This window comes from Streptomyces sp. NPDC014006, from assembly GCF_043088925.1.
Taxonomy (GTDB): Bacteria; Actinomycetota; Actinomycetes; order Streptomycetales; family Streptomycetaceae; genus Streptomyces.
Genome location: NZ_JBICAJ010000002.1, coordinates 173,379 through 196,061, shown reverse-complemented (window position 1 = coordinate 196,061; position 22,683 = coordinate 173,379). Strand labels below are relative to the sequence as shown.

At 72.7% G+C, this 22,683-nt stretch carries 26 protein-coding genes; 19 read left to right on the top strand and 7 right to left on the bottom strand.

The window, feature by feature from the left end; genetic code table 11:
• Positions 1–79 precede the first annotated feature (79 nt).
• Positions 80–865 carry an SGNH/GDSL hydrolase family protein gene (locus tag ACF1GV_RS07360; protein WP_391679607.1) on the top strand — a complete coding sequence of 262 codons (786 nt, stop codon included), beginning with the start codon at positions 80–82 and terminating at the stop codon, positions 863–865.
• A gap of 49 nt (positions 866–914) precedes the next feature.
• On the opposite strand, the gene ACF1GV_RS07355 is transcribed toward ACF1GV_RS07360, so the two are convergent.
• The 3 genes from ACF1GV_RS07355 to ACF1GV_RS07345 all read right to left on the bottom strand — a co-directional run bounded on the left by ACF1GV_RS07355 (position 915) and on the right by ACF1GV_RS07345 (position 3,756).
• Positions 915–2,441 carry an immunity 49 family protein gene (locus ACF1GV_RS07355; RefSeq protein ID WP_391678845.1) on the bottom strand — a complete coding sequence of 509 codons (1,527 nt, stop codon included), beginning with the start codon at positions 2,439–2,441 and terminating at the stop codon, positions 915–917.
• 89 nt (positions 2,442–2,530) lie between these two features.
• Positions 2,531–3,151 (bottom strand): TetR/AcrR family transcriptional regulator, encoded by a 621-nt coding sequence (locus ACF1GV_RS07350; protein ID WP_391678844.1) that lies wholly within the window; start codon positions 3,149–3,151, stop codon positions 2,531–2,533.
• A 122-nt stretch (positions 3,152–3,273) separates the two neighbouring features.
• Positions 3,274–3,756, bottom strand: a complete 483-nt coding sequence (locus ACF1GV_RS07345; RefSeq protein WP_391678841.1) for a MarR family winged helix-turn-helix transcriptional regulator — start codon at positions 3,754–3,756, stop codon at positions 3,274–3,276.
• Between the two features lie 162 nt (positions 3,757–3,918).
• On the opposite strand from ACF1GV_RS07345, the gene ACF1GV_RS07340 reads away from it, so the two are divergent.
• Positions 3,919–5,067, top strand: a complete 1,149-nt coding sequence (locus tag ACF1GV_RS07340) for a PP2C family protein-serine/threonine phosphatase (RefSeq protein ID WP_391678838.1) — start codon at positions 3,919–3,921, stop codon at positions 5,065–5,067.
• 271 nt (positions 5,068–5,338) lie between these two features.
• Here ACF1GV_RS07340 and ACF1GV_RS07335 read toward each other — a convergent pair whose 3' ends face one another.
• From ACF1GV_RS07335 to ACF1GV_RS07320, 4 genes are all read right to left on the bottom strand, one after another.
• Positions 5,339–5,836, bottom strand: a complete 498-nt coding sequence (locus tag ACF1GV_RS07335) for a MarR family winged helix-turn-helix transcriptional regulator (protein WP_391678835.1) — start codon at positions 5,834–5,836, stop codon at positions 5,339–5,341.
• A gap of 174 nt (positions 5,837–6,010) precedes the next feature.
• On the bottom strand, positions 6,011–6,442 hold the full coding sequence (locus tag ACF1GV_RS07330) for a PRC-barrel domain-containing protein (RefSeq protein WP_391678833.1): 432 nt from the start codon (positions 6,440–6,442) through the stop codon (positions 6,011–6,013).
• On the bottom strand, positions 6,439–7,050 hold the full coding sequence (locus ACF1GV_RS07325; protein WP_391678831.1) for a PRC-barrel domain-containing protein: 612 nt from the start codon (positions 7,048–7,050) through the stop codon (positions 6,439–6,441). Before ACF1GV_RS07325 ends, ACF1GV_RS07330 begins: the two co-directional genes overlap by 4 nt.
• The gene (locus ACF1GV_RS07320) at positions 7,047–7,193 is read right to left on the bottom strand and encodes a hypothetical protein (protein ID WP_391678830.1); all 147 of its coding nucleotides are present in this window, start codon (positions 7,191–7,193) and stop codon (positions 7,047–7,049) included. Before ACF1GV_RS07320 ends, ACF1GV_RS07325 begins: the two co-directional genes overlap by 4 nt.
• 258 nt (positions 7,194–7,451) lie before the next feature.
• On the opposite strand from ACF1GV_RS07320, the gene ACF1GV_RS07315 reads away from it, so the two are divergent.
• The 17 genes from ACF1GV_RS07315 to ACF1GV_RS07235 all read left to right on the top strand — a co-directional run bounded on the left by ACF1GV_RS07315 (position 7,452) and on the right by ACF1GV_RS07235 (position 22,640).
• The gene (locus tag ACF1GV_RS07315; RefSeq protein WP_363264057.1) at positions 7,452–7,628 is read left to right on the top strand and encodes a hypothetical protein; all 177 of its coding nucleotides are present in this window, start codon (positions 7,452–7,454) and stop codon (positions 7,626–7,628) included.
• A gap of 52 nt (positions 7,629–7,680) precedes the next feature.
• Positions 7,681–8,580, top strand: coding sequence for a YihY/virulence factor BrkB family protein (locus tag ACF1GV_RS07310; RefSeq protein WP_391678829.1), 900 nt, complete (start codon positions 7,681–7,683; stop codon positions 8,578–8,580).
• A gap of 75 nt (positions 8,581–8,655) precedes the next feature.
• Positions 8,656–9,507, top strand: a complete 852-nt coding sequence (locus ACF1GV_RS07305) for an RNA polymerase sigma factor SigF (protein ID WP_391678827.1) — start codon at positions 8,656–8,658, stop codon at positions 9,505–9,507.
• Positions 9,508–9,641: 134 nt separating this feature from the next.
• A complete protein-coding gene (locus ACF1GV_RS07300) occupies positions 9,642–10,067 on the top strand; it encodes an ATP-binding protein (protein WP_391678826.1) in 426 nt (141 codons plus the stop codon).
• Between the two features lie 643 nt (positions 10,068–10,710).
• Positions 10,711–11,892 carry an MBL fold metallo-hydrolase gene (locus tag ACF1GV_RS07295; protein ID WP_391678824.1) on the top strand — a complete coding sequence of 394 codons (1,182 nt, stop codon included), beginning with the start codon at positions 10,711–10,713 and terminating at the stop codon, positions 11,890–11,892.
• A gap of 585 nt (positions 11,893–12,477) precedes the next feature.
• Positions 12,478–13,017, top strand: a complete 540-nt coding sequence (locus ACF1GV_RS07290) for a peroxiredoxin family protein (RefSeq protein WP_391678822.1) — start codon at positions 12,478–12,480, stop codon at positions 13,015–13,017.
• A 377-nt stretch (positions 13,018–13,394) separates the two neighbouring features.
• A complete protein-coding gene (locus ACF1GV_RS07285) occupies positions 13,395–15,464 on the top strand; it encodes an ATP-binding protein (RefSeq protein WP_391678821.1) in 2,070 nt (689 codons plus the stop codon).
• 50 nt (positions 15,465–15,514) lie between these two features.
• A complete protein-coding gene (locus tag ACF1GV_RS07280; RefSeq protein ID WP_363264046.1) occupies positions 15,515–15,949 on the top strand; it encodes a roadblock/LC7 domain-containing protein in 435 nt (144 codons plus the stop codon).
• A 2-nt stretch (positions 15,950–15,951) separates the two neighbouring features.
• Positions 15,952–16,323 carry a DUF742 domain-containing protein gene (locus ACF1GV_RS07275; protein WP_391679604.1) on the top strand — a complete coding sequence of 124 codons (372 nt, stop codon included), beginning with the start codon at positions 15,952–15,954 and terminating at the stop codon, positions 16,321–16,323.
• A complete protein-coding gene (locus ACF1GV_RS07270; protein WP_391678818.1) occupies positions 16,301–16,981 on the top strand; it encodes an ATP/GTP-binding protein in 681 nt (226 codons plus the stop codon). The genes ACF1GV_RS07275 and ACF1GV_RS07270 overlap by 23 nt, the downstream gene beginning before the upstream one ends.
• Positions 16,982–17,045: 64 nt before the next feature.
• Positions 17,046–17,606 (top strand): GAF domain-containing protein, encoded by a 561-nt coding sequence (locus ACF1GV_RS07265; protein ID WP_391678816.1) that lies wholly within the window; start codon positions 17,046–17,048, stop codon positions 17,604–17,606.
• 203 nt (positions 17,607–17,809) lie between these two features.
• Positions 17,810–18,838, top strand: coding sequence for an L-threonine 3-dehydrogenase (gene tdh, locus ACF1GV_RS07260; RefSeq protein WP_391678815.1), 1,029 nt, complete (start codon positions 17,810–17,812; stop codon positions 18,836–18,838).
• Positions 18,839–18,884: 46 nt separating this feature from the next.
• On the top strand, positions 18,885–20,078 hold the full coding sequence (locus ACF1GV_RS07255; protein ID WP_391678814.1) for a glycine C-acetyltransferase: 1,194 nt from the start codon (positions 18,885–18,887) through the stop codon (positions 20,076–20,078).
• Between the two features lie 50 nt (positions 20,079–20,128).
• A complete protein-coding gene (locus tag ACF1GV_RS07250; protein ID WP_391678812.1) occupies positions 20,129–21,031 on the top strand; it encodes a LysR family transcriptional regulator in 903 nt (300 codons plus the stop codon).
• A 116-nt stretch (positions 21,032–21,147) separates the two neighbouring features.
• Entirely contained in the window at positions 21,148–21,726 is a 579-nt protein-coding gene (locus tag ACF1GV_RS07245) for a helix-turn-helix domain-containing protein (protein WP_391678811.1), read from the top strand.
• Positions 21,723–22,250: a GNAT family N-acetyltransferase gene (locus ACF1GV_RS07240; protein WP_391678808.1), complete on the top strand. Its 528-nt coding sequence runs from the start codon at positions 21,723–21,725 to the stop codon at positions 22,248–22,250. Before ACF1GV_RS07245 ends, ACF1GV_RS07240 begins: the two co-directional genes overlap by 4 nt.
• A 30-nt stretch (positions 22,251–22,280) precedes the next feature.
• The gene (locus ACF1GV_RS07235) at positions 22,281–22,640 is read left to right on the top strand and encodes an MmcQ/YjbR family DNA-binding protein (protein ID WP_391678805.1); all 360 of its coding nucleotides are present in this window, start codon (positions 22,281–22,283) and stop codon (positions 22,638–22,640) included.
• Positions 22,641–22,683: the final 43 nt, after the last annotated feature.

Genomic DNA, 22,683 nt, shown 5'->3' with positions numbered 1-22,683 from the left:
GCCTACGGTCGCGTAAGTCACATTCGAGGGTGAATCATGGACTGCTGTGGCAGACGATTCGAAGAGTGACAGCAGAGCAGTGATCGGGTCGTACGTGGCGGTGGGGGACAGCTTCACCGAGGGCGTCGGTGATCCCGGCCCCGACGGGCAGTTCGTGGGCTGGGCCGACCGTTTCGCCGTACTCCTCGCCGACCGGCGACCCGAAGGCGACTTCACCTACACGAACCTCGCAGTACGCGGCAGACTCCTCGACCAGATCGTGGACGAGCAGGTCCCGCGGGCCGTCGAACTCGCCCCCGACCTCGTGTCGTTCTGCGCCGGCGGCAACGACATCATCCGGCCCGGCACCGACCCCGACGAGGTCGCCGAGCGGTTCGAGAGGGCGGTCGCGCAGCTCGCCGCGGCGGCCGGCACGGTCATGGTGACGACCGGCTTCGACACCCGGGGCGTCCCGCTGCTCAAGCATCTGCGCGGCAAGATCGCCACGTACAACGGGCACGTCCGGGCCATCGCCGACCGCTACGGCTGCCCGGTACTCGACCTGTGGTCGCTGAAGTCCGTTCAGGACCGCCGCGCCTGGGACGACGACCGGCTGCACCTGTCGCCCGAGGGGCACACGCGCGTGGCGCTGCGGGCCGGCCAGGCGCTCGGCCTGAGGATCCCGGCCGACCCCGAGCAGCCCTGGCCGCCGCTGCCGCCGCGCGGCACGCTCGAGGTCCGGCGCGACGACGTGCACTGGGCGCGCGAGTACCTGGTGCCGTGGATCGGCCGGCGGCTGCGCGGCGAGTCCTCCGGCGACCATGTGACCGCCAAGGGCACCCTGTCACCGGACGACATCAAGATGCGGATCGCTGCGGTCGCCTGAACCGCGCGGCGAGGGGCGGGCCGCGGCGGCACCGCCCCTCGGCCCGCCGTCAGGTCGGGAACTCCCCGTACCAGCTCCCCTGCACGAGGTGGGTCGGCAGATACGGCGACGACGTGTCCACCGGGAAGCCCGCGTCGTACGCCAGTGAGGCCAGCGCCAGCGGGCCGAGGGCGACCAGCGCGCGCGGGTCGCAGGAGCCCTCCCAGTAGCGGCCGTGGTGCGCGAGCGCCTCGGCCAGGGCGGCCGCGAACTTCTCCTGATCGCGGGCGATGAACCGGTGGAACAGCGCGATCGGCTGGTAGTCGACCAGGTTCAGGAGATCGCCCGGCGTGCGGGTCGCCACCTGCGGGTCGGACGTCTGGATCGTGGTGACCAGCCGGTCGGCGACCTCGTCCATGGGGCGCCGCAGCACGAAGGCCTGCAGCGTGCCGATCCAGTGGAAGAGGTAGTCGTCCGCCTCACCGGCCCGGCGCAGCCGCTCCACCGGCACCTGGCTCAGCCTCGTCAGCCGCTCGCCCTCCCGGCACACCAGCGCCAGCCAGAACGCCTCCAGCCAGGCCCGGCCGTCGCCCTGCGGAGCGTCCGGCGTTGCGAACAGCGCGGAGCCCTCCTGCATGGCACGCACCCACGCCTCCCAGCTCTCGAGCTTCACCGCGGAGGGATCGTCGGCGGCCTGGGCGTGCGCGTGCGCGAGCGCCGTGGCGAAGGGGGACGAGCCCTGGCCACCGCGCAGCCGTTTCATCAGCTCCAGCAACTCCTGCGGGGCCCGCACGGACAGCGAGCGCGTCTCCTCGTCGATGTGGGTGAGACACACCAGCCGTCCCCGGTGCCACCAGTACAGACGCGGGGTAAGCGAGCCCGGTCCGTCCTGGCAGGCGCCCAGCGCGTAGGAGCCGAGGTCGTTGACCGCGTCCACGACCGTGCTGTCCACGATCGGATGGAACGCCAGCAGATGCCGCGTCGGCACGGCCACCAGCGCGCCGGCTTCCGGCAGGTCCCGGCCGGTCACCTCCCGGACCAGTTCCGGCAGGGCCAGCGCCCTGCTCGCGACGAAGTGCGAGTCGCCGTACACCGAGTGCAGCACCGCCCCCGTCCCGGTGCGCACCTCCTCGTGCCGCACGGGCTCGGCGAGCAGGTTGGCCCGGCCCGCCGCCCACAGCCGCTCGGCGTCCACCCGGGCCACGTCGCCGTCGTGCAGGATGCGCACCGAGTCGGGAGTGTCCAGGGCGAGGGCCGCGAGCAGGCCGTCGGCGACCGGGCGTACGTAGCGGAAACTGCCCGCCGCCTCCTCGGGGAACGCGTCGTCGGGCAGCAGCCGCAGCCGCGTCCCGCGCAGCAGCTCTTCGGCGCCCTCGTCGCCCCGCGAGGCGTTCTCCAGGCGCGCGAAGTGCTGCCGGACCAACTCCGGCCACTGTTCCTCGGGTATGTCACGGCAGCGCTGGGCCAGCGTGGTCAGCGGGCTGCGGCGCCCGTTGTGCAGGACGTCCGTGCCGGTGACGACGACGTCGTCGTGCCCGGCGCCGAGGTGGTCGACGGCGAGGGAGCGCAGCCGCGCGGCCTGTGGTTCCGTCAGCATGGGCAAATGGGGATCGGGTGCGTGCAGTCGGTTCACCCCGGGACTCTACGAGGCCGCTGCGCACCGCCCCACGGCAGGGTTGGTGTCACTCACCTCCCCGGCGCGGTCAACTCCTGGCGGCTCAGTCCGAGTTCCCGGGCCAGCGCCTCATCGACCCACTCCTGCGCCCGGATGCGCGAGACCGTGCCGCCGTACGCGGTCAGCTGTACCGCCAGCCCGTCCAGCAGAGCGGTCAGCCGCAGCGCGGAGGCGGCCGGATCGGGGCAGGTGAACTCGCCCGCGGCCACTCCCTCCTCGACGACTTCGGCGAGCGCCGCCTTCCACCGCCGGTCCAGGTCGCGGCCCACCGCGCGCAGCGGCGGCTCGCGCAGGGCCGCCGACCAGCCCTCGATCCACAGCCGCCAGCCCTTGGCCTGCCCCGTCGGCGCGTACCAGCGCACCGCCGCCCGCAGCCGGCGCAGCGCGGTGGTACGGCGGCCGAGCAGTTCCCGCAGCCGCGCGAGGTCGGCCTCGGCGGCGTACGCGAAGGCCGCCGCGACCAGCTTCTCCTTGGTGGAGAAGTGGTACAGCACCAGCGCGTTGCTCACCCCGAGAGCCTGGGCGACGTCGGCGATCCGCACCGCCGCAACGCCCCGCTCCTCGATCTGCTCCACGGTGGCCCGCAGGATCTCCTCCCGCCGCTCCGCCACGCTCAACCGCACTCTCGCCACGGCTGTTCACCCTAGTGCAGCGCTCGGGGCCGGACACCTCGAATGCCCGGCCCCGCGCCGCGGTCCTGGGACCCGCGCCGTCGGCGAGCAACTGGGCGACTTCCCGTGTCGCGCCGCTCGTCTCAGGCGGACCGGCTGTCGGCGCCGGGCTCGTGGCGCTTCTGGGTCGAAGCGGCGTCGCAGAAGGCCTCCAGCCCTTCCAGAAGGGCTGCGCGCTTCGCCGGGGGCATCACGTTCAGTACCGACTGCAGCTCCTGTTGTCTCCGCTCGCGCAGGTCGGCGAGGAAGGAGCGGCCGTGGCCGCTCAGGTGCAGGCGCACCTCGCGCCGGTCGGTCGGGCTGACGTCGCGGTCGATGAAGCCGGCCGCCTGCAGCCGGTCGCAGAGCCGGCTGGTCGACGGAGGCGTGGAGGCCAGGCAGTCGGCGAGGGTGCGCAGATTGATGCCGTCCTGGTGCTCGAGGACGAGCAGCACACGCAGCTGGGACGCGGAGGCGGGCGCCGTGGAGGCCCGGCCCCAGACGACTTCCAGCAGCTCCGCGGCCGTGGAGGTCACCCGCGCGACCTCGTCGGGCTGCGGGCGGGCGCGGAAGGAAGTCACGGTCACACTCTCGTAGACGCGCTGGGACGGCTGCCAGCGTACTAGGCGAGTGGGCCGGCTACTGATGTCTCGGCAACCGGGTACACGCATCCAACGACCGAAGTCCCCGAGTGATGTCCGGTGGCACACCGGCGAAGGATTGGTGTTTTTCCCATCGTGAAGAGATTCGTGGTCGCTGAACGCGCACTCCGTACCGCGGCTCCGCACGAGCTGCTCGACGCCGTCCGTCGTGTACTGCTGGAGCAGTATGCGGCGGAGTCCGTCGAGCTGTTCCTGGCCGACTACAGCCTCACCCTGCTGCAACCGGTGTCGGTGCTGCCGCACACCCTGGAGCCGGTATCGGTGCACAGCGGCCCGGCAGGCCGGGCGTTCGGAGCCCAGCAGCCCGTCGTGGAGACTCTCGGCGAGGGCCGGGCCCGGGTCCACCTGCCCGTCACCGTGCGTGGTGACCGGCTCGGCGTGCTGTCGGTCACCGTACCGGGCGGCGGGCGCGTCGAGGAATGCCTCGCGGAACTCGCCGAGATCGCCGAGGTTCTGGGACACGAGGTGATCGTGGCCGAGCGGGACACCGACCTGTACATGCAGGCACGCCGCAAGGACCGGCTCACCCTGGCCGCCGAGATGCAGTGGCAGCTGCTGCCCGGACGCTCCTGCGCGCGCCCGGAGTACGAACTGGGCGCTCAACTGGAGCCCGCCTACGCCATCTTCGGCGACAACTTCGACTGGTCCCTGACCGCTGACCACCTCATGCTCTACGTCACCAACGGCATGGGGGAGGGCATAGAGGCCTCCCTGCTGACCAACCTGGCCATCAACGCGCTGCGCAACGCACGGCGGGCCGGCCTCTCCATCGCCGACCAGGCGGCCCTCGCCGATCAGGCGGTCTACGCGCACTACCGGGGCCGCTGCTACGTGTCGGTGCTGATGCTCGACTTCGAACTCGCCACCGGCCGTGCCCGGGTCGTGGACGCCGGCTCCCCACGGCTGCTGCGGCTGCGCGGCGGCGTGGTGGAGCCGGTGCGCTTCGAGGAGCAGCTCCCGCTCGGCATGTTCGAGGAGACCGACTACGTCGCCCAGGAGTTCCAGGTCGAGCCCGGTGATCGTCTGATCTTCGTCAGCGACGGGGTGTACGCCGTCGCCTCCCCCGAGGGGGAGCCCTACGGCGACACCGCGCTGACCCGGGCGATCCAGGCCACCCGGCTGCTGCCCGCTGCCGAGGTGCCGCGGGCCGTCCTGCGGGAGCTGACCGGCCACCGCGGCCGGCCCGTCCCCGACGACGACGCCCTGGTGGTCTGCCTCGACTGGCGCGGGCGCTGACCGGCGGCACCCAGGTCGCGTATCCCGGCCAGGGAGTCCGTGGTGGCCTCCCTGGCCGCAGCGGCGGCCTCCGGCCGGCTTCAGCACGCGGCCGGCACGCCCGGCGCCAGACTTCGGACATGCCTGCACCCTTTGCGGTCCACCCGCGAGGCAGCAGCCGCTGCGGGACAGCTCGGCGAGGCTCCCGATGCCGCGATGGTGTGCCTCGACCGGACCGGCCGTGCCGCGGCGAACGCCGTGCGGGCCCCGCACGGCCGGGTGAGCACGCCCGTCATCGCTGCGCGGGCGGCGGCGCACCTGTTTCGCGCGCGGCCAGGTAGGCGCGCAGGCCACGGCTCAAGGCCGAACGTTCCTCGGGGGCCATCGATGCCAGAGCGGCGCCCAGGGCCTGCGCCCGCCGGGCCGCCACGTCCTTCAGCACCCGGTTCCCGTGCCCGGTGAGCCTCAACTGGACCTCCCGCCGCTTGTGCGGATGGGGCGAACGCTGGAGGAGGCCGGCCGCCTCCAACCGGTCGCACAGCCGACTCGCCGTGGGCGGGCCTATCCCCAGCTGCTCGGCAAGGGCCGTCAGGTTCACGTCCGGAGCCGCCTCCAAGGCGCGCAACGCCCTCAGCTGATGCAGGGACAAGCGCAAGGCGGCCTCCTGGGCAGCCACCGACCAGAGGCTGGTGAGACTGTCCACGGCATCGGCGATCTCCACCGCGACAGCCTCGACGCCATCGCGCGATCCCCTCGTTTCGTCGCCTCCGGGGCTGCCGAGACGGGTCACCGGCACATCACTTCCGTAGGTTTCAGGACTGGGCACGCATCCCCATCAAAATGCAGTACCCGAAGAGGCAAGAGGCAAGCGGTACTACCGTCTGCCTCTTCACTCGTCCCACGGATCAGATGATGATCCGGCAGCCGAGGGTCACGGCCCCGCAGGCACGGTTCCGTCCTGGGATCACCGGTCGACCGCCCGCACCACCACGGCGTAGGGGCCCACGCCGATCAGCCGCTCACCAGGGATGTCGCCCAGAGCGGTGAAAAGGGTGAGCACACGTCCGGAGTCCGGGTCGAACGCCACATCCTTGACCGTCCCGTGCTCGGTGCCCTGGTCCGTCAACACCCGCCGCCCGACGACCTCGTGATGCTCCGGCACATCGGGCGCGGTACGGCCGGCGGCCATCCGGGAGCGCACGATGACGGCATCCGGCCCCACTGCCTCGACCGCGCTCCAGGAGACCGCGTCGGCGTGACGGGAAGTTCCCGCCAGACGCAGGTAGGAGACAGTGGCCGTGGCCGCGTCGATCGACACCGCCTCCACCTTGCCGAGCGATGCGGCCTCGACGGCGGTCAGAACGGGCAGCCCGCGCGTCTGCGAAAAGAGCATCATCCGCGTCCTCCTTCGTCCTCGCCAGGGGAAAGGGTGTCCGAGGCCCCTTGTCGGCTGCGCACGCGGAAGGCCTCGACCTGGGCGGCGAAGTTCGGCAGGTCGTCGGCGAGGAAGTGACGCGCGGACGTGGGAACGACCAGCGCCTGTCCGGATACGGCGAGCGTCTGGCCGCGCGGGATGAACACCTTGCGCTGCCGCCGCTCGAGGGGTGCGTGGGTGGCGATCTCGAACCCCACCACCCGACCGCCGGCCCCACTCGCGACGACGAGGTCGAGCACCGTCCCCACCTCCGTGCCCTGGTCGGTGAGAACCGGCGCGCCCAGCACATCGCCGCGCGCGGCCTCGCCGGGTTCGATGACCGCCCGCTTTTCCACCAGTGCGGCCCTGTCGCGGATCATCACGGCGGACGGCCCGAGGGCATGGACGTCGGTGAACGGCAGACTCTGCCGCAGCGGCCCTGCCAGCAGCCCCCGCCCGCTCAGCGTGAAGCCGGTGATCCGGCCTGCGGGGGCGTCGAAGACGGTGTCCTTGACCTTCGCCAAGGCTTCACCGCCCAACGTCACCACGACCCGCCCGGTCAGTTCGGAGGCCAGCATGAGCGTGCTCACCGGGCACCTCCCCGACGGGGCCGCCGTTCGCGCCGCACCACCAGGACCGTGCCGGAGCGGCGGCGCGCCTGTAGGGCGACGGCTCCCACGGTGAGCAGCAGCACCAGCGCGATGAGGAAGAGCGCCCAGCCCCACCACGTCATTGTCGGCCTCCTTCGCGTCGTCACCTTCGGTAGCGCAAGCTGTTCCGATACCGCCCCGCGCTACTGCGGTTGCCCGCGCCGGGAGACGGCAACCCCACGGATGACACTCGGCTGACACTCGGCGCTCGCACGCCCAACCCGCCGACCGAAACAGCTCAGTTGGCTGCGCGCCGGTATTGCCGTGTGCATGGCCGGAGAGGGGGAATCCGCAACGCACCGGAGTATCCGTTCTCACCCCTGCCGGAAGGAACGAGCATCGTGCTGGCCATCGCCTCGGCGGTTTTGTTCTTCATCGCCTTTTTGATCAATGCGGCTGACATCTCCACCAACGACACCTTCACCTCGACCAACATCATGCTGATCGGTCTCGCCGTGCTGGCCCTGCACCTCGCGGGCGTGGGAAGCGGTTGGTCCGCACGGGGCCGCAGGCGCTGAAGAAGCCCCGGGCAGGGCGTCTGCGAGCGGTCCGCGATGGGAACATCGGGGCATGCGTGACTGTGGCGGCCGGGACGGCCGATGGTGGACGGCGCTTCGCCGGGTACCGGTGGCGGTGTGGGACGACGACGTCACGGACTGGGCCGCCGCACTGACCTACTACGCGGTGCTGGCTCTGTTCCCCGTGCTGCTGGTGATCCTGTCGGTGCTGGGCCTGACCATGCCCACGACGAAGCCGGGAGTCATCGACCGGATGCTCCAGCTCTTCCCGCTGGCCTCCCGTGGGCTGCTGCGCGGTGCTCTGCAGCAGATGGCCGGGCAGTCGTCCGCGACGTGGCTGCTCTTCGCCTTCAGCGTGACGGGAGCGCTGTGGTCGGGCTCCAGCTACCTGAGCGTCTTCCGGCGGGCCCTGCACGCGATGCACCGGGTCGGCGCGCACCGCCCGGTGTGGCGCACCGTTCCACGCGTCATCCTCACCACGGTCGTACTGATCGCCCTGCTCCTCGTCACCACCCTCGCCCTGCTCCTCACCGGAAGCCTGGCCAGGAGTCTGGGCAGGGCCCTGGATCTGGGCAACGTGCCCGAGACCGCCTGGGGCGCGCTGCGGTGGCCCCTCCTGACCGTGGTCGCGGTCGCCCTGGTTCTGGTGCTGTACCGCTCGGGCCCCGCGGCCTCGCGTCCCGTACGGAGGATGGCGCCGGGCGGTGGTCTGGCGGTCGCGCTCCTGCTGGTCGTCTCGCTCGGCTTCACCTTCTACACCAACCACGTGAGCACCTACCACCGCCTCTACGGCTCACTGGCCGGCGTCATCGTCTTCCTCATCTGGCTGTGGCTGTCCAATCTGGCGTTGCTGATGGGCGCTCAGTTCAACGCGGAACTCGCTAAGACCGCCACCGGGGCTCACGCCGGCGTCCCCCGAGGGCGGGAAGAAGACGCTCCGTCCCGCACCTGAGTTTTCCTCGTGTGGACCGGGGTAGTCGCGCCTCACTGGCTGCTTCGGTCGGGGAGGCACGAGAAGGGGAGAGAAATGATGGCAGCGACGGCGTCACGCACGGACGTGAACGGCAAGACGGCCGGCCTGCCGGAGGTGACCGACCCCCGGGCGGTCCCGCCGAAGGACGCCCGGCAGCTGACGAAGGCGTTCCTCGAGCGGCTGGCGGTGCTGGAGGAGGGCACGGCCCAGTACCAGTACGCGCGCAACACGCTGATCGAGATGAACACCTCTCTCGTGCGGTATGCGGCGAGCCGGTTCCGCAGCCGCGGTCCGGAGGAGATGGAGGACATCGTCCAGGTCGGCACGATCGGCCTGATCAAGGCGATCGACCGCTTCGAACTGTCCCGTGAGGTGGAGTTCACCTCCTTCGCCATCCCCTACATCGTCGGCGAGATCAAGCGCTTCTTCCGGGACACCTCCTGGGCCGTCCACGTGCCCCGCCGCCTGCAGGAGGCCCGGGTCGAGCTCGCACGGGCCACGGACGAACTGCGTTCCCGGCTGGGCCGCACCCCCACCGTCCGGGAGCTCGCCGAACTGATGAGCCTGTCGGAGGAGGAGGTCATAGAGGCCCGCATGGCTTCCAACGGCTACAACTCCTCCTCCCTGGACGCCACCATCGGGGGCGCACCGGACGGTGAGATGGCATTGTCCGAATTCATCGGCGCCGAGGACCCCGCCATGGGGCTGGTGGAGGACTTCCACGCCCTGGCGCCCCTGATCGCCGAACTCGGCGAGCGCGACCGGCAGATCCTGCACATGAGGTTCGTCGAGGAACTCACCCAGGCCCAGATCGGCGAGCACCTGGGATGCTCCCAGATGCATGTCTCACGGTTGCTGTCCCGGACCTTGAAGCGCCTGCGTGAGGGCATGCTCACCACGCGCTGAACCGTGGGCCGTCCGGCGGCACGGGTGCTCGCCCGGACCTGCTCCCCATGCCGGTGCAGTCACCGGGGCGGGCAGCGGCGACGCGAAGGCCGGGCACACGAACGGAACGTACCGGCCAGTCAGGGAGGCAGCGCGTGATCCGCCATCGTCCGGGGACGGGAGTCGGTCCGTCGCGTCACACGGTCCTCGACAGTGACTCGGAAACTCCCGTCAGGGCTCGGCGCGTCTGCCGGCGGTATCTGCGGCAGCTGGTACCGCCGGTCGTGGGCCGCGCGGCCGACGACGTCGAACTGGTCGTCTCGGAACTCGTCACCAACGTGGTGCGGCATGCGCACAGTGCGACGTGCATGCTGAGCTTGGACGCCCGTCCCGATGCGGTCGAGGTGACGGTGGTGGACTCCGATCCCACCCCTCCGTGCTCACGCCTGCCCGACCTGAGCGGGCAGGCCGGAGGGTTCGGCTGGTCCATGGTCCGTCGCCTGGCCAAGAGGGTGACGGTGGTCCCGGTCCCGAGCGGTAAGGCCGTGTGCGTACTGATGCCGCGGCCGGCCCCGGCCTAGGGCCTCTCGTTTGGATCATGCCGGGCTCGCGAAAGACCCTAGGCGTTCGGGGGATTCGCCTGCCGCGCCTGACGACAAGTGGTTTACCTGGCTCGGCACGTGGCACCCGTGCGGTGCATAAAAGTTGCGGTTCGAAAGGCGAAGTCGGGCCGCAGCGTGCGTCTCCCCTTCAAAGGGCGGCGAGGCCGAACGTGAACTGGCCTCGCCGCCCTTCTCGGTGACTGGCCATCGTCGTTCCCGGACGGCCGCCCGGCCGGCCCCCATGCCCCGACCGCGCCGTACGCGCGGCGCACTCTGCCGGCTCGGGCCCGTCCCGTCGGCTCGGGCCCGCCCCGCCCGCACCTCGGTCCGCCCGGCACCCGGCCCGCCGAGTCGGGGGGCCGACGACAGACCTCTCGGGCAACCCGTCGGGGAGATCAAGGCCGCGACGCACTCGCCACGGACGATCACACACAGCCGCCGGGCCTACGACCCCTGGCCGCCGGGCCTACGACCCCTGATCTCGGCTTCCGGGGGCCCCTGGGCCCAGGCCGGCCCCCGGCCCCCGGCCGCCGGCTTCCGCCGCCCGCGCCTGCCCCGCCCCGCCCCGTAGTCGGTCGTGTCGCGGACCATAATGGAACGCCCCGACTCTTCTGGAGGTGCCGTGACCGGCTCCCGTTTCACGAGCTCCGGGCTCCGTGCGCTGAGGCCGGCGGCCTTCGGTGCGGACCCGGCCGGTGAGCGCCTGGCGCGCATCCGGCGTTCGCCCCACTTCAAGGACGGCGTGTTCGTGAACCCGGGAGGCACCGCCCGCACCCGCCCGTCCGGCTCCGCGATGGACTTCGCCAAGGTGTACTTCGACAAGGAGGCCCGCCCCCGGCGCTCTCCGACGGGCACGGTTCCGGTGCACTCCACCACGCTCGCCGACCTCGCCCGGCCGCCGGCGACGGGGCTGCGGCTGACCTGGATGGGGCACTCCAGCGTGCTCGCCGAGATCGACGGGCAGCGGGTGCTCTTCGACCCTGTGTGGGGTGAGCGCTGCTCCCCGTTCCCCTTCGCCGGGCCCAGACGGCTGCACCCCGCGCCCCTGCCGCTGGCCGCGCTCGGCCCGGTCGACGTCGTCGTCATCTCCCACGACCACTACGACCACCTCGACCTGCCCACGATCAAGGCGCTGGCGGGCACCGACACGCTGTTCGCCGTGCCGCTCGGCGTCGGCGCCCACCTGGAGCACTGGGGCGTCGCGGAGAGCCGGCTGCGCGAGCTGGACTGGCACGAGGACACCAAGGTCGGCCCCCTCACCCTGACCGCGACCCCGGCCCGCCACTTCTGCGGCCGCGGCCTGCGCAACACCCAGCACACGCTGTGGGCGTCCTGGGTCGTCGCGGGCGAGGAACACCGGATCTACCACAGCGGCGACACCGGCTACTTCGACGGCTTCCGGGACATCGGCGCAGCCCACGGCCCGTTCGACGCGACGATGATCCAGGTCGGGGCGTACAGCGAGTTCTGGCCGGACATCCACATGACCCCCGAGGAGGGCGTACGCGCCCACCTCGATCTCCAGGGCGGCGCACCGCACGGGGCGCTGCTGCCGATCCACTGGGGCACCTTCAACCTCGCCCCGCACCCGTGGGCCGAGCCGGGGGAGTGGATGCTGGCGGCCGGTGAGGCGGTCGGGCAGCCCGTCGCGGTGCCCGTGCCGGGCGCGCCCTTCGAGCCGGGCGGCGACCTGCCCACCCGGCCCTGGTGGCGCGGCGTGTCCCAGACCCTCACCCGCAGCTGGCCGGCCCCGGAGCTCGGACTGCGCGCGGCCCGGGGGCTGGACCTCGTGGGCGACGACTGAGCGCCTCGTCCAGGGAACCGCCCCCCCCGGAGCCCCCGTCCAGGGAGCCGTCACCCGCGTCGGACCGTGAGGACGACGCCGAGGAGGGTCGAGGCGGGCACGTAGCCGAAGTGGCGGGAGTCCTGGGTGCGCGGTGCGCCCCCGCGGACGACCAGGGAGCCCCGGGTGCCACCCGCCCGCCCCGCGGAGCGCCGACGGCCGCGCGCACATCCTCCGGGACCGGGTCGCCGGGCACCGCCGCGACCCGTTTGACGACGCCGCTCGGCCGCCGGCACGTGGTGCGCAACACCGTGCTGCTCGCCCTGGCCGCCTTGGGCCTGGCGGCGGCGCTCGCCGGGACGCCGGTGCCGGGTCAGGCGGCCGGTGTGCTTGCCGCGGCGTTCGCCGCGCTGGCCGGCGCACTCCTCGTGATCTTCACCGACGAGCTGGGCTCGCTGTTCGACGACGGCGCCCCCCCGCACCCAGGGGTGCGTCCGCGGATCCGCCCCGTAGGCGTCGACCGCCGCACCCTGAAGGCGGCTCGACCTCCCGGACCGCCGCGGCGGACACCCCGCCCGGCGATGACACGAGACCTCGGCGTCACCCATGCCCTTCCTCGCCGGCGCCGTCGTGGTGCTCGCCGTGCTGTGTCTGCTGAACCTGCTCCTCACCTTCGGCGTCATCCGCAAACGGCGGGCGCAGGCAGCGGAGACGTCCGACCGGGTGGTGGTCGGGCTGATCGTCCCGTCTGGCTCCACCGTGCCCTCCTTCACCGCCGTGACCACCACCGGCGAGCGCATCACCCGCGACGGGCTGGGCGAGACCATGCTCGGGTTCTTCACCCCCGACTGCCGTGCCTGCAAGGAGCGGCTGCCCCGCTTCGTGGAGCAGGCCCGCGCCACGGCGGCCCTGACCGGCCGCAGCGTCCTGGCGGTCGTGCACGGCACGCCGGAGGAGGCCCGTGAGCAGGTGGCGGCCCTGCCCGCGGTCGCCCATGTCGTCGTCGAGGAGGGCGACGGACCGCTCGGCGAGGCCTTCGACATCACCGGCCACCCGGTCTTCGGCCTGCTCACGGCCGACGGCACCCTCGCCGCCACGACGTTCGACCCGGCCCGCCTGCCGGCGCCGGCGCGCGCGGCGTTCTGATCCCGAGTCACTTCGCCGTTCACGTTGAGTGATACCAAGGGGAGAGCTGCACCGAGTGCGGACCGGTCCCGAGTGATCCCCGCCGGGCGTCCACCGAACAGAAAACGGAAAGGGCGAGGGCCGGGAGGTGACATGCCTCCCGGCCCTCGCTTCCTTTCGTCATGACCGCTCCTGAACAGCTCTGATCGCAAAATGATCGCCGCTGTCCCCTTCCCGGGCAGGGTTATCGGTCTGTCGTACGAAGCCTCATACCAGAGGGGGGTGCTGTGTGTGGGACTTTGTCAACTGCCCACCGCACAGGACGGGTTGCCGACTACTGTGAGTGTCCGTCGGGCGACACCAGCCCGACGGACCCGGACCCCAGTACGAGGACACCGATGTCTCACCTCCGCGCACCGGCCGCACGCGCAGACCGCCGTGAGGGCGGCGGGCGGCACGGGCGGCCGGCAGTCCGCACCCACCCCTCCCTCCCCGAGGCCCACATACGGCCGCAGCTGCTGCGCCTCGCCGTGCTCCCACCGACCGCGGTCGCCCTGAGCGCCTGCGCGGCGGTGCTGTTCACCGTCCGCACCTCCGGGCCACGCCCCGACGGCCTGTGGGCCGTGCTGGTCGGCGCGGCCGCCGTCGCCCTCGCCGGCATCGTCATCGCCGCCGTCGCGGCCGACCGCGCCGCCCGCTCCATCGGCGACCGGGTCGGCGCCCTGCGCCGCCGCAGCGCGCGCGGCGAGGCGGACCTGCGCGCCCTCGTCGAGGCGCTGCGCCGCGGCGAGGCCCCGCCCGCACCTCCGCAACCGCGCGCCCCGGGCCCCGACGCCGACGACCTCGACCTGCTCGCCGCCGACCTGACCCGCGCGCACGACGCCGCCGTCGCCGCCGTGGTCCATGCCGCGCAGCTGTCCAGCCAGACCGGCAGCGAACAGAAACTGGAGGTCTTCGAGAACCTCGCCCGGCGGCTGCAGTCCCTGGTGCACCGGGAGATCTCCATCCTCGACGAGCTCGAGAACGAGATCGAGGACCCCGACCTGCTCAAGAGCCTCTTCCACGTCGACCACCTCGCCACCCGCATCCGCCGCCACGCCGAGAACCTCGCCGTGCTCGGCGGCGCCGTCTCCCGCCGGCAGTGGAGTCACCCCGTCTCCATGACCGAGGTGCTGCGCTCGGCGATCGCCGAGGTCGAGCAGTACTCCCGGGTCAAGCTGGTCCCGCCGATCGAGGGCACCCTGCGCGGCCACGCCGTCGCCGACGTCATCCACCTGCTCGCCGAACTCGTCGAGAACGCCGGCGTGTTCTCCGCCCCGCACACCCAAGTCCTGCTGCGCGCCAGCCTCGTCACCTCCGGCCTCGCCGTCGAGGTCGAGGACCGCGGCCTGGGTATGCCCGTCGAGGAACAGCAGCGGATGAACCAGCTGCTCGCCGACCCCGACCAGGTCAACGTCGCCCGGCTGCTCGCCGACGGCCGCATCGGGCTCTACGTGGTCTCCCAGCTCGCGCGGCGGCACGGCATCCGGGTGCGTCTGCAGAACAACATCTACGGCGGAGTCCAGGCCGTCCTCGTCGTCCCGCAGGCCCTGCTCGGCGCCGGCACCGGCACCGGGGCCGTTCCGGCGGGCGGGGACCGACCGCACGACACCGGCACCGGCGCGCACCCCGTCGTCGTACCGCCGCAGCAGGCGCACCCCACCGGGCTGTACGCCGTGGCACCGCACGAGCCCCGTCCCGCGCCCGCGAGCGTGTCCCACGCCACGGTGCCGGACGGCGACGACGGCGCCGTGCCGGTCGTACGGCCGAGGAAGGGCGACCAGCACACCGGCGCCGGGCGGCCGGGCGAGGCGCGCCCCGAGCGGCCCGCCCACCCCCTGCCCGAGCGGGCCGCCTCCCCGGCCCCCGGGAGCGCCGCCCACGGGCGGGGCGTTCCGCCGTTGCCCGTGCGGGGCCGGCAGCAGGAGCGACCCACCCCCGCCTCGGCCGTACCCGGCATCCGGTCCGAGGACCGGGCGGCCGTGGAGGAGATCGCCGGCGCCCCGCCGCTCCCGCGGGCCGGCGCCGTCCGCGGTGCCATGGACAAGCCCCGGCTGCCCCGGCGCCGCGCCCAGGAACACATCGTGCCGCAACTGCGCGGCGGCCCCCTGCCCCGCCCCGAGGACGACGCCGCCGGACCCGACCCCGGTCTGATGGCCGCCTTCCAGCGCGGCATCACTCTGGCCGAGGCCCAGCAGAGCCTCGGCCCGGTCACCGAGCCCCGCCCGGAACCGGCGACCGGGCCCACCGCCCTGCACCTGACGCCTCCGCACGCCCCGCACCCCGGGCTGCATGCCGTCCACCTGCCCGCGCCGCTCGACACACCCGGCACCCACGACGGCAGGCCGGCCCCCGCGCCGCACCACCCCGTCGCCCCCGCGCCCGACCGTCTCACCACCCGGCACGACGGGAGCGCACCGGCCGGATGACCACCCCCACCGCTCCCGCCCCACCACGTACCCCAAGGAGTCGATCCACCATGGCGAGCGATGCGCCGACCGCCCAGGCAACCGACCTCGACTGGCTGTTGAGCGGCCTCGTCCAGCGCGTACCCCACACCCGCAGCGCCGTCCTGCTGTCCTGCGACGGGCTCGTGAAGTCCGTGCACGGGCTCGACGTGGACAGCGCCGACCACATGGCGGCCCTCGCCTCCGGCCTGTACTCGCTCGGCCGCAGCGCCGGCATCCGCTTCGGCGACGGCGGCGACGTCCGGCAGGTCGTCGTCGAACTCGACGCGACCCTGCTGTTCGTCACCACCGCGGGCTCCGGCACCTGCCTCGCCGTGCTCGCCGGCCGCGACGCGGACGCCGCCGTGCTCGGCTACGAGATGGCCATGCTCGTCAAGAGCGTCCGCCCCTACCTGGTGACCGCGCCCCGCCAGCAGTCCGCCGAACCCCCGGTGATGCGGCCTTGAGCGTGGCGGCGGCCGGGGAGGGCCCCTGGCTCGACGACGCGGCCGGCCGGCTGGTGCGCCCCTTCACGGTGAGCAACGGCCGCACCCGCCCCAGCGTCGCACTCGACCTGATGTCACAGGTGATGGCCACCGGGGCGACCCCCCTCGGCTATCTCGGCCCCGAACACGCACAGGCCCTCGACCTGTGCCGGGCACCCGTCTCGGTGGCCGAGATCGCCGCCCACCTGAAGCTGTCGGCGGTCGTCACCAAGGTGCTGCTGTCCGACCTCGTCGACACCGGCGCGCTCACCACCAAACCCCCGGCGTTCCACCACCAACCCACCGACCGGGCCCTACTGGAGGCAGTGCTCGATGGACTACGACGACAGCTCTGAGACGTCCTACGACCGCTCCGGCTACGGCGGCCACCCCGACTACCGAGCCGGCGCGCCCACCTACCAGGGGCACGACCACGGCGACCCGTTCCCGACCGCGCTGAAGATCCTCGTCGCGGGCGGTTTCGGCGTCGGCAAGACCACCTTCGTCGGCGCGGTCAGCGAGATCGCCCCGCTCAGCACCGAGGAGCTGCTCACCACCGTCAGCGCGGCCACCGACAGTCTCGAGGGCATCGAGAACAAGATGGAGACCACGGTCGCCATGGACTTCGGCCGCATCACCCTCGATCCCGAGCACGTGCTGTACCTGTTCGGAACCCCCGGACAGGAGCGCTTCTGGTTCATGTGGGACGAACTGTGCGAGGGCGCCCTCGGCGCGGTCGTCCTCGCCGACACCCGGCGGCTGCAGGACTGCTTCGCCGCCGTCGACTTCTTCGAGGAGCGCGGCCTGGGCTTCATCCTCGCCATCAACGAGTTCGACGGCGGCCACCGCTACGACCCCGACGAGGTACGCGCCGCCATCGACCTGGCCCCGGAGATCCCCGTCGTGCGCTGCGACGCCCGGATCTCCGCCTCCGGCGTGCAGACCCTGCTCACCCTCGTGCGGCACCTCATCGCCTACGCCCCCGTCGCTCCCGCCTCGACCCGCGGCGCCTGACAGGAGAGACCGTGACGCCCCCAGACCATCTTCCGAACCATCCCCGCACTGCTGGAGAACGGCCATGAGGTACGAGCCGCCGAGCCCCGTCGGCCGGCTGCTGCTCACCCCCGAGGACCGCGACGCCCCCGCTCGCGCCCGCCGGCTGCACCTGCTGGGTCTCGGGGAGCGGGCCGAGCCCTCCCTGGACTCCTACGCCGGCCACCTCGCCGACCTCACCGGAGCGTCGTTCGGGATGGTCAACTTCCTCGGCGCGGATTCGCAGTTCTTCGCCGGACTGCACGCACCGCCCCCGCCGCCGCCCGCGCCGGGCGAGCCGCCGCGCCCCGCCCTCGGCCGGGTCCTGCCGCGCGACCACGGCTACTGCCCGCACGTCGCGGTGCGCCGCCGCGCCCTGGCCCTGGAGGACGTCGCCGACTACCCGCGCTTCGCCGGCAACCCGGTCGTCGACGAGTACGGCATCCGCTCCTACCTCGGCGCCCCGCTCATCGACTCCACCGGAACCGTCCTCGGCACCGTGTGCGTCGCCGACCGCGCGCCACGCACCTGGGGCAAGGCCGGCCTGGAGACGATCAAGTCCGCGGCCGCCGACCTGGCGGGCCGGCTGGAACACGGGCTGGTGTGACGACCGGCCGCGGGGCACACACGGGCCGGTGTGACGACTGGACCGAAGGCGTGAAGGAAAGCTGAGCCGCCGCTTAAGAAAAGCTCGATGGACCCCGGCGTGCGCTATACGGCAGATTGCTGAACGCATTCCCATCCCTCTTCCCGCACGCGGGCTTCTTCGGCCTGCCCGCGCCCGGGCCCGAGCACCACAGGAGCCGTAGCGTGAAGGCGCTGGTCAAGGAGAAGGCGGAGCCCGGACTGTGGCTCACGGACGTGCCGGAGCCGGCCATCGGCCCCGGGGACGTCCTGATCAAGGTGCTGCGCACCGGCATCTGCGGCACCGACCTGCACATCCGGGCCTGGGACGGCTGGGCGCAGCAGGCGATCGACACCCCGCTGGTGATCGGGCACGAGTTCGTCGGCGAGGTCGTCGAGACCGGCCGTGACGTCACCGACATCGCCGTCGGCGACCGGGTCAGCGGCGAGGGCCACCTGGTGTGCGGCAAGTGCCGCAACTGCCTGGCCGGCCGCCGTCACCTGTGCCGGGCCACCGTCGGTCTCGGCGTCGGCCGCGACGGCGCGTTCGCGGAGTACGTCGCGCTGCCCGCGTCCAACGTGTGGGTGCACCGCGTCCCCGTCGACCTCGACGTCGCCGCGATCTTCGACCCGTTCGGCAACGCCGTGCACACCGCGCTGTCCTTCCCGCTCGTCAACGAGGACGTGCTCATCACCGGCGCCGGCCCGATCGGCCTGATGGCCGCCGCCGTGGCCAAGCACGCCGGAGCCCGTCACGTCGTCATCACCGACGTCAGCGAGGAGCGCCTGGAGCTGGCACGGAAGATCGGTGTCAGCCTCGCCCTGAACGTGGCGCGGGAACAGATCGCCGACGGGCAGCGGGAGCTGGGCCTGCGCGAGGGCTTCGACATCGGCCTGGAGATGTCCGGCCGGCCCGAGGCGCTGCGCGACATGATCGCCAACATGACGCACGGCGGCCGTATCGCCATGCTCGGCCTGCCCGCCGAGGAGTTCCCCGTCGACTGGGCCCGGATCGTCACCTCGATGATCACCATCAAGGGCATCTACGGCCGGGAGATGTTCGAGACCTGGTACGCGATGTCGGTGCTGCTGGAGGGCGGCCTCGACCTCGCCCCCGTGATCACCGGCCGCTACGGCTACCGCGACTTCGAGGCGGCGTTCGCGGACGCCGCGAGCGGCAAGGGCGGCAAGGTCATCCTCGACTGGACCGCCTGACCCCGCCCCGGCCTCTTCCCCGCGAGCACTCCTAGGAGCTTTCCCGATGTTCGAATCCGTGCGCGACGACCTGCGTGTCACCCTCGACGAGATCCGCGCCGCCGGGCTGCACAAGCCCGAGCGGGTCATCGACACCCCGCAGTCCGCGACCGTCAACGTCACCGCCGGCGGCCGCCCCGGCGAGGTCCTCAACTTCTGCGCCAACAACTACCTCGGTCTCGCCGACCACCCCGAGGTCGTCGCCGCCGCCCACGCGGCCCTGGACCGCTGGGGCTACGGCATGGCCTCCGTGCGCTTCATCTGCGGCACCCAGGAGGTCCACAAGGAGCTGGAGGCGCGCCTCGCGGCATTCCTCGGCCAGGAGGACACGATCCTGTACTCCTCCTGCTTCGACGCCAACGGCGGTGTCTTCGAGACGCTGCTCGGCGAGGAGGACGCGGTCATCTCCGACGCCCTCAACCACGCCTCCATCATCGACGGCATCCGCCTGTCCAAGGCCCGCCGCTTCCGCTACGCCAACCGCGACCTGGAAGACCTCGAGACCAAGCTGAAGGAGGCGTCCGACGCGCGCCGCCGCCTGATCGTCACCGACGGCGTCTTCTCCATGGACGGCTACGTGGCGCCGCTGGCCGAGATCTGCGACCTCGCGGACCGCTACGACGCGATGGTCATGGTCGACGACTCGCACGCCGTCGGCTTCGTCGGCCCCACCGGCCGAGGCACCCCCGAACTGCACGGCGTGATGGACCGCGTCGACATCATCACCGGCACCCTCGGCAAGGCCCTCGGCGGTGCCTCCGGCGGTTACGTCGCCGCCCGCGCCGAGATCGTCGCCCTGCTGCGCCAGCGCTCGCGGCCGTACCTGTTCTCCAACACGCTCGCCCCGGTGATCGCCGCCGCCTCGCTGAAGGTCCTCGACCTGCTGGAGTCCGCCGACGACCTGCGGGTCCGGCTGAACGAGAACACCGCCCTGTTCCGCCGCCGCATGACCGAGGAGGGCTTCGACATCCTCCCCGGCGACCACGCCATCGCCCCCGTCATGATCGGTGACGCGTCCGTGGCCGGCCGGATGGCGGAGCTGCTGCTGGAGCGCGGCGTGTACGTGATCGGCTTCTCCTACCCGGTCGTGCCGCAGGGCGCCGCCCGCATCCGCGTGCAGCTGTCCGCCGCGCACTCCACCGAGGACGTGAACCGGGCCGTGGACGCGTTCGTGGCGGCGCGGGCGGAACTGGGCGCCTGACCCACCCGCCCGGCGCCGACCTGCCCGGCAGACCTGAGACAATCGATTCCGTGATCGAAGCGCGGCGGCTCCACATCCTCCGTGCGGTGGCCGACCACCGCACGGTGACGGCGGCTGCCGCCGCGCTGTACCTCACCCCGTCGGCGGTCTCCCAGCAGCTCACCGCGCTGGAGCAGGAGACCGGTCACCGCCTGGTCGAGCGCGGCGCCAAGGGCGTACGGCTCACCCCGGCCGGTGAGATCCTGCTCAGCCACACCAACGCCGTCCTCGCCCAGCTGGAGCGGGCCGAGGCCGAGCTCGCCGCCTACGGCTCCGGACAGGCCGGCACGGTCACCGTCGCCGCCTTCGCCACCGGCATCGCGCTGGTCGTCGCGCCCGCGGTGGCCCGGCTCGCCGGCACCGCCCCCGGCATCCGCATCCGCGTCCAGGACGCCGAGGGCGACGCCAGCCTGCCGATGGTGCTGGACCGGCAGGTAGACGTGGCGGTCGCCGTCGAGTACCGCGGCGCGCCGCCCGCCGACGACCCCCGCCTCACCCACATGCCGCTCTACGCGGAGCCGTTCGACGCGGTCGTCCCGGTCAGCCACCGCCTCGCCGACTCCGTCGAGGTCCCCCTCGCCGACTTGGCCAAGGACCCGTGGATCGGCCCTTACCCCGGCAACCCCTGCCACGACGTCGTCGTCCTGGCCTGCGAGCACGCCGGTTTCCAGCCCCGCATGGAGCACTCCTCCGACGACTTCCGCGCCGTCGTCGCCCTCGCGGCGGCCGATGCCGGCGTGGCCCTCGTGCCGCGCTCCGCCCTGCGCGGCATGGACCTCACCGGCGTCGTCGTCCGCCCGGTCGACGGCGCACCGCCGACCCGCCGCGTCTTCGCCGCCGTACGCCGGGGCGCGGAGGAGCACCCGCTGATCCGCCCGGTACTGGACGCGCTGGGCGAGGCGGCCGAGGGATAGCGGCGGGACGGGCCGCCCGGACGCGAGGTGAACCGGCCGGCAGGCGCACGAGTTCGGCGGACGGGAGTGAGGCCGCCGTAACACGGCTGTCTCATATCCGGGATAACGTCCCGGATATGGGAAACCCGGAAGTCGTGGCCGCCGACGTCGACGTGCGGCTCGGAGTGCGGCTGGCCGAACTGCGCACCGAACAAGGCTGGTCGCTGGGCGAGTTGGCCGAGCGCTGCGGCATCAGCCGTTCGACCCTCTCGCGGGCCGAGCGGGCCGAGATCAGCCCCACCGCCGCCCTGCTGAACCGCCTGTGCGCGGTCTACGGACGCACCATGTCCCAGTTGCTCAGCGAGGTCGAGGCGGAGCCCGCCGCCGTCGTGCGCGCGGCGGACCAGCCGGTCTGGGAGGACCGTTCGGCCGGCTTCGTACGGCGCTCGGTGTCCCCGCCGCACACCGGGTTGCGCGGCGAACTCGTGGAGGGCCGCCTCGCCGCCGGCACCGACCTCGCCTACGACCGCCCGCCCGTCGCCGGCCTGGAACAGCACATCTGGGTGCTTCAGGGGGCGATGGAGGTGACCGCGCAGGACGTCACGCACCGGCTCGGAGCCGGTGACTGCCTGCGGATGCGGGTCTGGGGGGCCACCCGGTTCCGCTGCGCGGACGACACCGGCGTGCGCTACCTGCTGGCGGTGGTGCGGCCGTGAGACGCCTGGACGCCCCGCACCTCCTCGCCGCCTCCGCGGAGTTGGCGGACCTGCTGGTCGACACGGTGGCCGGGGGTGCCTCCATCGGCTTCCTCGGCCCCCTGGAACCGGCCGAGGCCGTCGCCTGGTGGCGGGAGCGCGCACAGGCCGTGGCCGCCGGACGGCTCACCGTGTGGGTCGCGTACGACGCGGGGCGGCCGGCCGGCACCGTGAGCCTCGCCCTGCCCGACAAACCCAACAGCCGTCACCGCGCGGAGATCGTCAAGCTGATGGTCCACCCCGGCGCGCGCGGCCGCGGACTCGGCCGCGCCCTGCTGGCCACCGCCGAGGAGGCCGCCGTCGCGGCCGGGATCACGCTGCTGCACCTGGACACCGAGACCGGCAGCCCCGCCGAGTCCCTGTACCGCTCGGCCGGCTGGACCCGCGCCGGGACGATCCCCGACTACGCGGCGAGCCCCGACGGCGTACTGCGTCCGACGACCCTGTACTACAAGCAGGTCGGGGCGGCCGGCGCCGGCGGGTGAGTGTCAGTGGCAGCGGTTACGGTTCCTGCCATGCCGGATGCCGAAGACGTACGCCGTGTCGCGCTGTCCCTGCCGGACACGACGGAGAAGACCGCCTGGAGCATGCCCACGTTCCGGGTCGCGGGAAAGATGTTCGCCACGCTGCCCGAGGACGAGACCTCGATGGCGGTGCGCTGCCCGAAGGAGGAGCGCGACGAACTGGTGCTGGCCGAGCCGGAGAAGTTCTGGATCGCCGGGCACGAGGCGCAGTTCGCCTGGATCCGGGTCAGGCTCGGGGCGCTGGAGGACGAGCGGGAGCTGCGCGACATCCTCACCGACTCCTGGCGCCAGGCGGCCCCACCGCGACTGCTGGAGTCCTACCCGGAGTGGGGGCAGCCGGCCCCGGAATGACCACGGGGCGGAAATTCCCGCGGCGTTGTCAGTGGCGGATGGC